12 protein-coding genes are annotated in these 14,934 nt (G+C 31.4%); 1 reads left to right on the top strand and 11 read right to left on the bottom strand.

Annotation, left to right across the window (positions count from 1 at the left end; genetic code table 11):
- Positions 1-112: 112 nt before the first annotated feature.
- From dapE to ileS, 11 genes are all read right to left on the bottom strand, one after another.
- A complete protein-coding gene (gene dapE, locus L8X27_RS07165; protein ID WP_220567303.1) occupies positions 113-1,213 on the bottom strand; it encodes a succinyl-diaminopimelate desuccinylase in 1,101 nt (366 codons plus the stop codon).
- Positions 1,214-1,216: 3 nt separating this feature from the next.
- A complete protein-coding gene (locus L8X27_RS07160) occupies positions 1,217-1,810 on the bottom strand; it encodes a LysE family transporter (RefSeq protein WP_039628698.1) in 594 nt (197 codons plus the stop codon).
- Positions 1,804-2,502, bottom strand: coding sequence for an SIR2 family NAD-dependent protein deacylase (locus L8X27_RS07155; RefSeq protein WP_263671730.1), 699 nt, complete (start codon positions 2,500-2,502; stop codon positions 1,804-1,806). The genes L8X27_RS07160 and L8X27_RS07155 overlap by 7 nt, the downstream gene beginning before the upstream one ends.
- Before the next feature lie 45 nt (positions 2,503-2,547).
- Positions 2,548-4,746 (bottom strand): endonuclease MutS2, encoded by a 2,199-nt coding sequence (locus tag L8X27_RS07150; RefSeq protein WP_263681166.1) that lies wholly within the window; start codon positions 4,744-4,746, stop codon positions 2,548-2,550.
- Positions 4,746-5,093, bottom strand: coding sequence for a hypothetical protein (locus L8X27_RS07145; protein ID WP_263671733.1), 348 nt, complete (start codon positions 5,091-5,093; stop codon positions 4,746-4,748). Before L8X27_RS07145 ends, L8X27_RS07150 begins: the two co-directional genes overlap by 1 nt.
- A complete protein-coding gene (gene murC / locus L8X27_RS07140; protein ID WP_263671734.1) occupies positions 5,086-6,378 on the bottom strand; it encodes a UDP-N-acetylmuramate--L-alanine ligase in 1,293 nt (430 codons plus the stop codon). The genes L8X27_RS07145 and murC overlap by 8 nt, the downstream gene beginning before the upstream one ends.
- A 705-nt stretch (positions 6,379-7,083) precedes the next feature.
- Positions 7,084-7,872, bottom strand: a complete 789-nt coding sequence (locus tag L8X27_RS07135) for a carbon-nitrogen hydrolase family protein (protein ID WP_133319794.1) — start codon at positions 7,870-7,872, stop codon at positions 7,084-7,086.
- Positions 7,865-8,038 (bottom strand): exodeoxyribonuclease VII small subunit, encoded by a 174-nt coding sequence (gene xseB / locus L8X27_RS07130; protein WP_039628709.1) that lies wholly within the window; start codon positions 8,036-8,038, stop codon positions 7,865-7,867. Before xseB ends, L8X27_RS07135 begins: the two co-directional genes overlap by 8 nt.
- Positions 8,038-9,489 carry an IMP dehydrogenase gene (guaB, locus tag L8X27_RS07125; protein WP_133319793.1) on the bottom strand — a complete coding sequence of 484 codons (1,452 nt, stop codon included), beginning with the start codon at positions 9,487-9,489 and terminating at the stop codon, positions 8,038-8,040. Before guaB ends, xseB begins: the two co-directional genes overlap by 1 nt.
- Positions 9,490-9,499: 10 nt before the next feature.
- Complete coding sequence (gatA, locus tag L8X27_RS07120; protein WP_263671735.1) at positions 9,500-10,864, bottom strand: Asp-tRNA(Asn)/Glu-tRNA(Gln) amidotransferase subunit GatA; 1,365 nt, start codon at positions 10,862-10,864, stop codon at positions 9,500-9,502.
- A 99-nt stretch (positions 10,865-10,963) separates the two neighbouring features.
- On the bottom strand, positions 10,964-13,729 hold the full coding sequence (gene ileS / locus L8X27_RS07115; protein WP_263671737.1) for an isoleucine--tRNA ligase: 2,766 nt from the start codon (positions 13,727-13,729) through the stop codon (positions 10,964-10,966).
- 100 nt (positions 13,730-13,829) lie between these two features.
- On the opposite strand from ileS, the gene L8X27_RS07110 reads away from it, so the two are divergent.
- Positions 13,830-14,921 carry a CinA family protein gene (locus L8X27_RS07110; RefSeq protein ID WP_133319790.1) on the top strand — a complete coding sequence of 364 codons (1,092 nt, stop codon included), beginning with the start codon at positions 13,830-13,832 and terminating at the stop codon, positions 14,919-14,921.
- Positions 14,922-14,934: the final 13 nt, after the last annotated feature.

Below are 14,934 nucleotides of genomic sequence, written 5' to 3'. Positions count from 1 at the left end.
TTTTAAAAATTAATGATATAATTTTAGAAGTTTAGAGGGCTAACTTGCCGGTAGCTGCAAGGTACTCTTAAATGAGAGGCTACTCTAAATTCCTATTACATCCATGCTTTTCCTAGTTAAAATTCTCTAATAAATCTTTAAAAACTAAATACAATTTTTCAAGCTCTTCTATACTCACTCTTTCATCAATTGCATGAATTCTATCATTGCACACGCCAAATTCTACTACTTTCACACCAAACTCAGCAAAATATCTTGCATCGCTTGTACCACCTTTGGTGTTAAGTTCTGGCACTACTTGAGTGATTTTTTGTACACTCTCATTTAGCTTTTGTACGATTTTAGAATCACTTTGTGTTAAAAAAGGATTTGAACTTTGATTTATGCTCAATTCATAATCAAGTCCTTCACAAGTCTTTTCTACATAAGCTTTTACATCTTCTAAGCTAGTTTGTGGAGAATTTCTTACATTAAACATCAATTTTAAATCATTTGGGGTTACATTGCACACTTCCATACCACCGCGTATATCAGTAATAACGATTTTAGATGGTGCAAATACCTCATCGCCTGGATCAAGATCAAAACCTGCTAAAAATTTCAAAGCAAAAGCAAAATTATGCACAGGATTAATGCATTTTTGCGGGTATGCTACATGGCCTTGTTTGCCTTTGATAAGCAATTTTGCATTGATAGAACCACGACGCCCTATTTTAATACTATCTCCAAATTTTTTATCACAAGTTGGCTCAGCAACCACAGCAAAATCAGGTAGCATATCTTTTTCTTGCATAAATTTAAGCACTTCAAGCGTACCAAATTTAGCCTCGCCTTCTTCATCGCTTGTTAAAATCAGTGAAATTCTTCCTTTGAAATTTTCTACCTCCTTAACTGCACACATAAAAGCAGCCACGCCACTTTTCATATCTTGTGCACCTCTTACATAAATAAACCCATCTTTTTCTAAAGGCTCAAAAGGATCACTGCTCCAACCCTCTCCTGCAGGCACTACATCTACATGCCCGCCAAAAGCTAAATGCTCGCCATCATCACTAAATTTTTTAGTCAGCAAAAGATTTTTCACACCTTCTTTTTCTATAAAAAAAGCTTCAAAATCACTTAACTCCACTGCAATATAATTTAATGCTCCATCATCATCTGGGGTGATGGATTTAAATTTGCTCAATTCTTTAAAAATTTCAACTACTTGCATGTTCTATCCTATAAAAGCTTTATACAACATAGAAAGAGCAAAATACTCTAAAATAAATGCTGAAAAAAGATTAATGTAAAATATATGTTTGTTTTTTACAAGTGCTTTGAATTTAGACACAAAAAACGATAGAGTAAAAATCCAAAACACAATAAAACCAACCAAACCAAAAAGCAAGGCAAAAGAGTTTTTACTCTGCATGCTAAGCCCTGCTACACTCACCCAAAAGCCTATAACATAAGGATTTGTAACATTTAAGAAAAACCCTTTGCTAAAACCTTTTAAAGGATGTGTTTTATTTACCTTGTTAAGATCGACTTTTCTTGTTTTTCTTAGCATTAAAAATACCATAAAACTCAAAAAGAAAAAGCCAAAAACCGCTAGTATTTTATAAAAAAATTCATTATTTGCAAAGCTTAAAAGCCCAAGATTAATCAAAATCAAAAAAAGTATATCAGCACTTAAAGCACCGAGCCCAACGCAAAAAGCATTTTTAAAAGAAGACAAAGCAGTATTTAAGATCAAAATATTTACAGGTCCAAAAGGCACAGACACACCCATACCTAAAACTATACCTTGTAAGATTACTTCTAGCATTTTGCTTCCAAGAAATTTTCTATATCGGTTTTGATTTTATCAATAGCCGTGCAAACATCTTCTATATAAACTTTTGTGAAATTACTTTCTAAATATTTATCCCCATCAAGATTGTTTAATATACTTTGCTTACATACTCTTGCATACTCTCCCACGGGTAAAACCTGCCCACTTGTGCCTATGCATACAAATAAATCACAATTTTGTAATTTTTCATATAAAATCTTATAATTTGGCGCCATTTCTTCAAACATCACGATATTGTGTCTTATACTTTTGCTTTGACATTTAGGACAAATTTTATCATCACTACTTTCATAGCCTATGTTAAAAATATTTTCACACTCTAAACACCTAAGCTCAGGTAAAAAACCATGCAAATGCACCACTTCTTCACAACCTGCTCGCTCTAATAAATCATCTACATTTTGCGTTAAAATGCTAATTTGTTTTGGAAATTTTTGTTTCAATAAAGCGATGATTTTATGTGCATGATTTGGCTTAACACCAGCTAACTCTTTTCTTCTTTTATTATAAAATTCCAAAACTTTTTTAGGATTTTTTCTAAAGCCAGTTGCTGAGCAAACTTCCATCACATCATGCTCTTCCCAAAGTCCACCACTAGCTCTAAAAGTCTTTATACCACTTGGAGCAGACAAACCTGCTCCACTTAAAATCATCACTTGTTTCATTTATTAAACCTCATTATTGTTTAAAAGGTTTTACTATAATTTTACTTAAAGCTTAACCACCTTAGCACCAAAACCACCTTGATTAATCGGAGCATCATTAAAGCTTTTTACACTTTTGTGAGCTTTTAAAAACTCTTTTACCGCAAAAGCTAGTTTTCCCGTGCCTATACCATGATAAACTATCACCTCATCAAAACCTACTATCAAAGCATCAGAGATAAATTTATCTAATCTTTCAAGCGCCTCATCACTTCTTAAGCCGTGTAAATCTAAAGTCATATTTAAAGCACTTGGGCGGGTTATATTAACACTTGATTTTACCTTTTGTGTAGGGGTTTGATTGCTTTTTTTAAGAAGCTTTAAAGGCACACGCAAACTTAAACCATCGCTTTGAATCATCGCATCATTTTTTGAAATAGCTGTGATTTTACCTTTGATTTTTTCATATTTTACAAAATCCCCAACTCTAAGCTCTTCATTTTGCTCCATACTTGGTAAAACAATACTTTTTTTAAGTTCATTGGCTTTGTTTAAACTTCTTTGTTTTTCTTTAATATCTTTTAGATTTATCGTTTTTTTAGCTTCTTCTATGGCTTTGTGGTATTTAAACTCTAAATTAGAAATAAGCTTTTTAAATTCTTGCTCATTTTTTTCTTTTTGATCTTTGAGTGAAAGTAAAATTTCATCTACCTTAGCTTCTTTTTTCTCAAGCTCTTCATTTTTCTTGCGTAAAGAAAGTTCAAGATTGATATTTTTACTTACCATTTCTTCTAAATTTTCTTTATCTTCTCCATAAAGCTTTTTAGCATTTTGCACTAAATTTGCACTTATGCCATATCTTAAAGCCGTTTCAAATGCATAAGATTTGCCTATAGTGCCTTTTAAAAACTCATATTTTGGACGTGATAATTCCTCATCATACAAAGCAGCGATAAGTTCTACTTGTGAATTTTTAGCCAAAAGCATAGCAAGGCGTTTGTGGTGGGTTGTGATGATGATTTTATTATCTTGTTCTAAAAGCTTAGAAATAAGCTCAGTATATAAACACGCAGCTTCCTCAAAATCTGTCCCAAGTTCTATCTCATCAACCCCTAATAAAACATTTTTCTTACCCAAAAGCTTAGAAAAATGCAACATTCTTCCTGCAAAAGTAGAAATATCATTTTTTACATTTTGTGGATCTTCTAAAATTGCATCAAATTCTTTGAAATTTCCTATTTGGCTTTTTTGTGCATTAATTTTCATAGGAAGCAAATGCTTTGCAAGTAAAGCTGCACTTAAAATTCCTTTTAGAAGCATAGACTTACCACCTGCATTTACACCTGTGATGATTAAAACTTTTTTATTAAATTCTATATTGACGCTTTTTGCATTTTTTAAAGCCGGATGTACGAAGTTATATAAACTTAAATTATTAGAACTATCAGCTAAAACAAACTCATAATCATGTTTTTTAGCCATCAAAACTCTAGCGCTATAATGATCAAATAAATCAAAAGCATTATTGATAAATTTCAAAAACATCAAATTTTTATAAAAAATCAAGCTGATTTTTTTAGCATATTCATAAAAAATTTCTTCTTTAGTATCTTTGATTTCATCTATTTGACTTTGGATTTTTTCTACGCTTAAAGGCACCACATAAAATCCACCGCCACTACTTCTACCTATGATTTTTGCTTTTAAGATATGATTAAACCCACCGCGTAAAAGCAAGGCCTCCATACCATTAATAAGATGGATTTGCGTATCGATCAAATATGCACTAAGACTTTTGGTATAGGTAAGTTTTTTAAACTCAGCTACCAAACTTTCTTTTTTTATCTTTAGAGCTAAATTTAGATTAACAAGTCTTTCATCAACACTTTCTTTAATCTCACCCTTTTCATCAAAATACTCAAAAAGCTCTAAAATAGCCTGTGGAATTTCTATTTTTAAAAGCCATTCTTTTAAACTTTCTTCAAATTTTAAGCCCTTTAAGTATCTAAAATACATACAGATTTTAATAAATTCAAAGCTTTGGCTTAAATGTAAAATTCCTTGCTTACTAAGATGAGTTAAAGCACTATTTAGCTCTTCTATCATAGGTGGAGGATTAAAATCAATCAGCGAAAGCTCATTGATTCTTTTATAATGAAGCTTGCTATCACCTTGTAAAAAAATTTCTTTATCTCTTGCAAAAAGTCCCCTAAAGTCTTCTATATAGCCATCTAAATCTAGCTTTTTAAAAAATTGCTCTTGCATTATTTATCTACCTTGCAATCTTTTATATCAAAAACATAGGCTTTAAATTGTTTATTTTTACCATTTGAAATAAAACTTTGCGTTCCATGCTCAAAGTTAAAATACTCTTTAGTGACATTAACATCTTTGCAAATTAGACTTTGTCCTTGTAAAAATGCATTGAGTGTTTCTTTTTTTAAAATACCACTTCTTGTGACACTTAACTCAAATTTAATCGCAAAGGCAATCATCAAAATCAACACTAAAATCAAAAGATAATTACTAATCTTGCCTATTTTTTTACGCAAAAAAATGAAAAAAAGTAAAATCGCAAAAAAAGCTAAGACATATAAAAAAATCTTAAACATACTTACCCCTAAGCTTTGTGCTTATATCTCCTGCACCAAAACCAATTACCAAGCCATTTTCAATCAACTCATCATCAAGATAAATAGCATTTTCTTCTCTTTTAATTTCTTTTATAAATTTAGCTTTTGGAAAGTATTTTTGCATATTAATATCTATTTTAGCTTCCCCTGCTGCATACACAGGTAAAATATAAAGCTCATCAACATTTGCTAAAACCTCGCTAAAATACTCTATATTTGCACTTAAACGCGTATAACGATGAGGCTCAAAAATAGCTATGATTTTTTTATATCCAGCTAGGCTTGCATACTCATTTGCTGCTTTAAGTGTTGTTTTGATTTCTGTTGGATGGTGCCCATAATCATCAATCAAGGCCATATTTTCATTTGCAAATAAAATATCAAATCTTTTTTTAATCCCTTGATATTTTAAAAGCTTAGTTTTTAGCTCTTCTATATTTATAAATTCACTCGCAGCCAAAATAGCCAAAGCAGCATCCATCGCCACATGCTCACCCATACCAAAAACGCTAAATTCGCCTAAATCTTTAAGTGTAAAATAGGTTTTTGGCTTAAAATTTTCTACTTTCATATAAATATTTGTGATATCTTTGCTTGGGTAAAGCTTTTTTGCATTATTTAAATTTAAACTTGATAAAAACTCATCTTCAGCATTAATCACTTGAATTTTAGACAAACGCAAAAAGTCTTCATAAGCTTTGTATAATTTTGAAAGATCATTTCCATAATGATCTAAATGTTCTGCTTCAACATTAGTCACTATAGCTAAATAAGGATTTGAGTTCAAAAAAGAACTGTCACTCTCATCAGCTTCAAAAATGAGATTTTCGCTTTCTTTATAAAGCATATTGGTGCCACTTTCTTTTAGCACTGCACCAATAATAACAGAAGCTTCTATCAAGCTTGCTAAAATGCTTGAAGTTGTGCTTTTACCATGGGCTCCCGCAACCGCAAAAACTCTTTTGTCTTTTAAAATCATAGGCAGGGCTTCTTTTCTTGAAAGCGTTGTGATGTTTTGTTTTTTTGCACTGATTAATTCCTCATTATCTTCTTTAATAGCAGCTGAATACACCACTAAATCCACATCTTTGACATTGTCTTTATGATGAGGAATTTTTATATTTATACCTTCTTTTTCTAATTCTTTTGTGATTTTACTTTCTTTGATATCAGAACCACTAATCTTAAAGTCTTGTTCTTTTAAAAATCTCGCCAAAGCTGAAATTCCAATACCGCCTATACCTATAAAATGAATTTTTTGCATTCTTGCCTCAAATTTTTTGAAAATTTAAGGCAAAATTCTATCATTTGTTTACTAAAAATAAAATATAAACTTTTTAATGAGTATTTATTTTATCCTGATATAAATCACATAGCCACATCAAAATATTTACACAATCTTATATAAATTATTAATACTAAAACTACTTTATATTTAATTTAGTATTAATATAACAATATTAAAATAAAAATATTAAGTTTAAATTAATTTAAAAAAATAAAATTGCAAAATATTTTATAAATAAATAAGGAGTAAAATTTGATCAATCCACTAAAAGTTTTTAGCACTATAAATCTAGTGTGACTTATAAGACATTATGTGTTTACAGCATGTATTTTTTTGTTTTTTTATTTAATCACTCCACCGTCTAGCGACATCTCTTTTTTCATTATGTTAGGAATTAATTTTTATTATTTCCTTTTGCATGTTTTGTATGGAAAGAACTAAAAAATATACTGCTTGGAGATAATGTATTTTTTATCAATGCTCTTTTTTTAATCATTGCAAAAATAGTTATAAAATTTTTATTATTTATGCTTGCCTTACCAATTGGAATAATAGGATTTTCAATTCTTTGGTTTATAGTTAATAAACAAAATAGTTAAATCCAAATTTACTATATTAAATTATTAATTCTAACAAATTATACTTTATATTAAAAGTATAATTTGTGTTTTAAAATATAAACTATTCTTCATAATTTTTCACAAGCTTATCAAAGCCCCATAAATTTCTAGCTTCATTTGCCTTACTAACTTCCACTACAAGCATTTCTTCTTGATCGCCAAGTTGCTCTTGCACTTCGCCAAAAGCATTAATAAAAAAGCTATCTCCATAAAATTTCCACTCATTTTCTTGCTTTAAATTACCTATACGATTAACCCTTAAAATGCTTGTTGAGTTTAAAAAGGCTCTTGTTTTTAAAAGTTCTAGCCATCTTTGATTACTTTCAAAAGTACTAGCTGTGGGAATGATGACTAAGTCTATCTTTTTTTTCATGATCATTTGCCAAAAGATATCAAAATGTGCCTCAAAGCCAAAAAGCAAAGCACATTTTAAGCCCTCATGTGTGAAAGTAAAAAGTTTAAGCTTATCAGCTTTTTTATTGTTAAAAAATTTTTCTTCATTCCAGTGTGCATAAGGCATTAAAATTTGTTGCTCATACACTTTTACATTTTGTGGACCTACTTTTAAGCATAGTTTTTTTAAACCATCATTTTCAACACTTATGAAAGGTGCAATAATATTTAAATCATATTTTTTAGCAAGTTTTATCAAGCTTGCTTTTTTACTTTGACTTTGTTCTTTGATCATACTTTTTGGCATAGTTTTTAGCTCACTAAAAAAGCTATTTAAAACATACTCGCCCAAAACCACCAAATTCGCACCACTTTCCTTAGCAGCTTTTAGATAATAATCAAGCCTTGATTCACTCAAAGCCAAAGTGGGAAATTGTAAAGCTACAACACTACTCATCTACTTGCTCGATTTCTAATTTAGCATTTTCAAGCATAGTTCTTGCTTGCTTGATACTTTTTAAACCTTCTTTATAAATTTCTACGCAAGTTTTAAGGTCCAAATCTTTATCATTAAGTTTTTCCAAAGAAAGCTCGGCTTGTTTGATATGATCTTCAAATTCCATTAATTACTCACCTTATAATTTGGTGCTTCAGCAGTGATAGTTACATCATGCACATGGCTTTCTTTTAATCCTGCTGCAGTGATTTCTACAAATTCAGCTCTTTCTTGGAAAGCTTTGATATCTACTGCACCTACATAACCCATAGAAGATCTAAGCCCACCTAAAAGTTGATGTACTACACTTTTTATACTTCCTACATAAGGCACCCTACCTTCAATACCTTCAGGTACAAGTTTATCTTGAGCTGTACCTTCTTGGAAATATCTATCTGAACTACCTTTTTGCATAGCACCTAAGCTTCCCATGCCACGATAACTCTTATATTGTCTTCCTTGATAAGTAAATAACTCACCTGGACTCTCATCAGTTCCTGCCAAAAGTGAACCTATCATCACACTACTTGCTCCTGCTGCGATAGCTTTTGCAATATCACCTGAGTATTTTATACCCCCATCAGCGATTACTGGCACGCTGTATTTACTCGCTTCTATTGCACATTCATCTATAGCTGAAATTTGAGGTACACCCACACCTGAAACAATACGAGTGGTGCAAATACTACCAGGTCCTATACCTATCTTAACAGCGTCTGCACCTGCTTCACATAGATCTTTAACTGCTTTAGCACTTGCAACATTTCCTACTATCACATCTACATTAAATTCAGCCTTAATTGCTTTTAATGTATCAATAATCCCTTTAGAATGTCCATGCGCACTATCCATTACTATAACATCAACTTCAGCTTCTACTAAAGCCTTTACGCGATCAAGCTGACCCACACCCACGGCTGCAGCCACTCTTAATCTTCCATAAGCATCTTTATTTGAATTTGGATATTCTTTGCGTTTTTTCAAATCTTTTATAGTGATTAAACCTTCTAAGCGATTATTTTCATCTACGATTGGAAGTTTTTCTACTTTATTAGTAGAGAAAATCCTTTCTGCATCATCTAAAGTAGAGCCTTTTTTAGCAGTGATTAAAGGCATTTTTGTCATTACATTTTCTACTAAATTATCAAAGTTAGTTTCAAATCTTAAATCGCGATTAGTTAAAATTCCTATTAAAATTTTATTCTCATCTACCACAGGAACGCCTGAAATTCTATATTCAGCCATGAGTTCTAGCGCTTCTTTAACACTTGCTTTAGGTCCTATATAAATAGGATCCATAATCACGCCACTTTCACTTTTTTTAACTCTTTTTATCTCTCTAACTTGTGAAGCTATGTCCATATTTTTATGGATTACCCCTATGCCACCAAGCCTTGCCATCATAATAGCTGCTCTATGTTCAGTAACTGTATCCATAGCAGCCGAAATCAAAGGCATATTTAAGGTGATATTTTTTGTAAGTCTTGTTTTAATATCTACTTCTTTAGGTAAAACCTCAGAATATTGAGGGACTAGTAAAACATCTTCAAAAGTCAAAGCGCGTTTTATGATTTTCATAATTTTTCCTTTATTTGTTTTTGATAATTTCTTCCAAGCTCAAAGCACCATCTAATAAAGTTTGCTCATCATAAGCTTTGCATATAAGCTGAGCAGAAATACTAAGTCCATTTTCATTTTTTCCTACTGGCACACTAATGCCACCAAGTCCTGCTAAATTCACTGAAATAGTAAATACATCTTCTAAATACATTTGCACTGGAGTTTTTATATCGTTAAAACCAAAAGCAACGCTTGGAGCAACTGGCATAAAAATCAAATCACAATCGTTTAAAATTTCTTCATATTTTTGCTTGATAAATCTTCTAGCCTTTTGTGCTTTGATGTAGTATGCATCATAATAGCCACTACTTAAAACAAAGGTTCCTAGTAAAATTCTTCTTTTTACTTCCTCACCAAAACCTTCACTTCTGCTATTTACATACATTTGGCTAAGATTGTCACATTTTTCACTTCTTCTACCATATCTTACGCCATCATAACGGCTTAAATTTGCACTTGCTTCAGCTGCTGCTATGATATAATAAGCCGCAACATCAAATGTAGAATCCATTAAGTCTTTATAAACAATCTCATGGCCATTTGCTTTTAATATATCTATAGTTTTTAATAAGGCTTGTTTTACATCATCATTAGTTTGCTCTATATAGTTTTTAATCACAGCTATTTTTAGCTTTTTATTTGCATTTAGTTTTGGCGCGGTTGGTTCAAAAGCTATGTTTGCACTTGTGCTATCTTTTTCATCATAACCTGCAATAGCATCATATAAAATCGCAGCATCTTCAACATTTTGCGTTAAAACTCCGATTTGATCAAGGCTTGAAGAATACGCTGCTAAACCATACCTACTAACTCTTCCATAACTTGGCTTAAACCCAACACAACCACAAAATGCAGCAGGCTGTCTTACCGAACCACCTGTATCTGAACCCAAACTTGCCAAAGCTATCCCTGAAGCAACCGCAGCAGCACTCCCCCCACTACTTCCACCTGGAACTTTAGTATTATCAAGCGGATTTAAAGTCTTACCATAAAAAGAAGTTGCACTTGTACTTCCCATAGCAAACTCATCCATATTACATCTTCCAAATGGAGTAAAATTATTTTTGCGTAAATTTACAATAGCGCTTGCATCATAAGGAGCCACATAGCCTTGTAAAATTTTAGAACCACAAGTTAATTCCCAATCTTTTACACTAATATTATCTTTTATAGCTACTGGTACGCCAGCACCTGAAGTGCTTAAGTCTTTATTTAAAAACTGCTCTACATAAGCACCTAAATGCTTTTGCTGATGTGCTTTTTCATTTAATTCTTTTTTTAGATTTTCTAATTCTTCATTTGAAAATTTCAAAGCTTCTTTTAAAGTTACCATTATTTATCCTTAAATTTTTTAACCAAATAAAACAAAAAAAGCGTGATAAATAAAAAGCTCAATAAAGTAATCACCACCACGCTAAAAGGTAAAGCTTGCTCAAACATTTTTTGCTTTTTCCACGCTATTACATCTTGGACATAAACATTCTTCTTCTTTTGCTAAAAATTTCCAACATCTTGGACATTTGTGCAATAAAGAACGCACGATTTTAAAACTATGATCATCTATTTTAAACTCACTCAAAGCTTCTTTATCATCTAAGCTTTCTATCGAGCTTACCATAAACCAATCAGCTACTTCTTCAATATCTTCACTCAAAAGCTCATTTGCGCTTGTTTGCAAGCTTAACTCTAAGGTTGATTTGATGATTTTGTCTTTTTTTAATACATCAACAAGCTCAAAGAATTTTTCTCTTGATTTTATAAATAAATCATCTTCGATTTTATACTCATAATCAAAGCCATTTTTTAACACCAAATCAAACACATCTTTAGCATTTTCTTTAATAGCCACATTTGCATGTTCTAAAGCTTCATCTATAGTGTAAGTTAAACTTGGAGCTAAAAGCGCAAAAAGCTTTCTAGCTATTAGCACCATAGCACTTTGCGCGCTTACTCTTTTTGTATCATCTTTTGCATTACAATACAATCTATCTTTGCACACATCTAAGTAAATTCCACTTAAATCCGCACTTAAGAAATTTAAAAGCACACTAAAACCTTTTGCAAATTCATATTTTTCAAAAGCAACTTCACATGCTTCAAAAGCAACTTTTGCACGCATTAAAATCCACTTATCTAAAAGTGTGAAATTTTTTGTTTCTAAAAATTCCATATCATTAGTATTTGCAAGTAAAAATCTTATAGTATTTCTTATCTTTCTATACTGCTCGCTTACTTGTTTTAAGATATTATCTGAAATTTTTAAGTCTGTTGAATAATCACTAAGCATTATCCAAAGTCTTAAAATTTCTACCCCATAATTTTTAGCTACATTTTGAGGTAAAATCACATTACCCTTAGATTTACTCATTTTTTGACCCTTTTCATCTACGGTAAAGCCATGAGTAAGTATATTTTTATATGGGGTTTTGTGATTGATAGCAGTAGAAATTAAAAGTGAGCTTTGAAACCATCCACGGTGCTGGTCACTTCCTTCAAGATACATTGAAGCTTGATATTCTCCTGCATCATATCTTGCTGAGTTTAATACTGCTTCCCAAGTGCTACCACTATCAAACCAAACATCTAAAATATCATAAACTTTTTCTAAATTATTTGGATCATATTTGCTATTTGGCGATAATAAATCTTTTATTTCTAAATCCCACCACGCATCAGCTCCATTTGCTTCAAAAATTCCCACCAAATGATCTAAAACATCATCATCAAAAATCACTTCTTTGGTGTTTTTATCTCTAAAAAATGCGATAGGCACACCCCAATCTCTTTGTCTTGATATACACCAATCAGGGCGATTTTCTATCATAGAACTAAGTCTTTTTACCCCACTTTCTGGGTAAAATTTCACATTATTTAATTGCTCTAGTGCTAGCTCTCTTAAAGATTTTCCATCTAATTTTTTCTCATCCATTAAGATAAACCATTGTTTTGTAGCTCTATAAATAACCGGTTTATGTGTTCTCCAACAAAATGGATAAGAATGTATAAATTTAGAACTTTCAAGCAAAGCTTCGCCAAGCAATTCTAAAATACGCTCATTTGCTTTAAAAATATGAAGTCCTATAAACTCATTTAATAAATGCTCTGGCAAAAGCCCTTTAGCTCTTAGTGTTTCATCATAACACCCACCATCATCTACTGGCATAATCACTTCAATGCCATATTTTAAGCACACATAATAATCATCCTCACCATGACCTGGTGCAGTATGCACAAGCCCTGTTCCACCTTCCATTAAAACATGATCGCCTAAAATAAGAGTGGATTTTCTTTGATTAAGTGGATTAATAGCACTTAAATTTTCAAATTCAGAACCTAAAAGTTCTTTTTGAATTTTTCCTTGAGTGAAGTTTTTATTAATCATATTTTCAAGCAAGGCTTTAGCAAAAATATAACCTTCTTCAGTGATAACATATTTTTCATTTGGATTTAAAGATATAGCTTGATTTGCCGGTAAAGTCCAAGGCGTGGTAGTCCAAATGACTGCTTTAGCTTTTTTTACACCTAGCTTTTCAAGGGAAGTTTTATCAAGCTCAAATGCTACAAAAATAGAATAATCTTCTTTATCTTCATACTCTACTTCAGCTTCTGCTAATGCACTCTTAGCAGCCCAACTCCAAAAAACAGGCTTACTTCTTTCTAGCAAAAGTCCTTTTTTAGCGATTTTACATAAAGCTTTGTAAATATCTGCCTCAAAAGCATTTTTCATAGTCAAGTATGGCTCATCCCAATCAGCAATCACACCCAAAGACTTAAATTCATCTCTTTGGATATTTACAAATTCTCTCGCATGCTCTCTGCAAAACTCACGAATTTCTTTTTTGCTTAAACTTTGCTTTTTATCTTTAAGTTTAACTTCAACTTGCTGTTCTATCGGTAAACCATGACAATCCCAACCAGGAGTAAAACGCACTTTTTTACCTTGAAAATAATGCATTTTAATGATGATATCTTTTAAAATTTTATTTAAAGCATGGCCAATATGCAAATGTCCATTAGCATAAGGAGGGCCATCATGTAAAGTAAAACTCTCGCTTATTCCTTGTCTTTTTTGTTTCATTTTTTCATAAGCATAGTTGTTTTCAAACCACTTGCTAAAACGCTTAGGCTCAAGCTCTGCTAAATTTGCACGCATTGCAAAAGTCGTATTTGGAAGCAATAGCGTATCTTTATAATCCATATAATCCACCTTGAAAAATTTAAAAATAGTAAATTCTACTTAAAATACTTTTAATTTGCACTTATTTTTTTGTTATAATCGCAATAAAAAAAGGAAAATCATGAAACATCTCATCATCATTATAGGCAATGAAATTATTATTAATGAAAATTATATGCGTTATATACAAGAAGAATACAAAAAGCAGTTTTTAGAGCTTCATGAGTTAAAATTTATAAACAAACCTGATAAAGAACTTCCTTTTTTACTTGAAAAACTTTCTAAAGAATATAGCTATATAACCATTTTTAGCATTAGCGAATACTATGCAACCATAGCTAAGATCATAGCAACCTTAAATGATGATGTTTTAATCTTAGAAAATGATACCCTAGTACCTTCAAAAGCTTTGCGTGAAAAAAATTCCTTTTTAAGTTCTTTTGAGCAATGTCATATTAATTTATTAAACATAAATATAGAGCAAAAATTGCCTTTGATTTTGCAAAATCCTGAACTTGACTATGCGTATTTTTGTCTTTTAGATATAGATGAAATGAGTGCAAATATCTTACTTAGCACACTTACTACTTCTTTTGAAATTCAAACTTGCTCAAGTGCATTATTAGATAATCTCATTTGCATTAGAGCAAGCGCTAGTCAATATGGAAAACTAGAAGGCTTTTTAAAAGGGGTTTTCAAACTTTTTGCAGGAAAAGTATTTTTAGGAAACGATCCTATTAAATTTATAGCCAAAAAACTTTTAGAAAAAAACTTAAAAATTTCCTTTGCAGAAAGTTGTACCGCAGGACTTTGTGCTTCAAAATTTGCTGAAAATTCAGGAATTTCTAATGTGTTTGAGGGTTCTTTGATCACTTATTCTAATCGTTTGAAAAATTCTTGGCTTGGGGTGAGCAATGATACTTTAGAAAGTGTTGGAGAATATTCTGATCGTTGTATTTATTTTATGTTAAAAGGGGTTTTTAAAACCACAAATTGTGATTTTGCTTTAGCGCTTAGTGGGGTAGCTGGAGAAGAGAATGATAAAAACACCAAAGCAGGTACCATCTACATAGGAGCTATGTATAAAGATGGAACCTTTTTACAAGAATGCATTCATATACAAGGCAATAGAAATTACACAAGAGAGCAAGCTAGTTTGGCTGCATATTGTTTAATGCTTAGATTAAAACCTGAAATTTTCTTTGGTGTTTAATTATAAAAGCGGT

It is taken from the genome of Campylobacter sp. CNRCH_2015_1657 (genome assembly GCF_025772685.1).
GTDB lineage: Bacteria > Campylobacterota > Campylobacteria > Campylobacterales > Campylobacteraceae > Campylobacter_D > Campylobacter_D lari_D.
The sequence above is the reverse complement of the archived record's forward strand: the minus strand, read 5'-3'. Positions and strand labels throughout refer to the sequence as shown.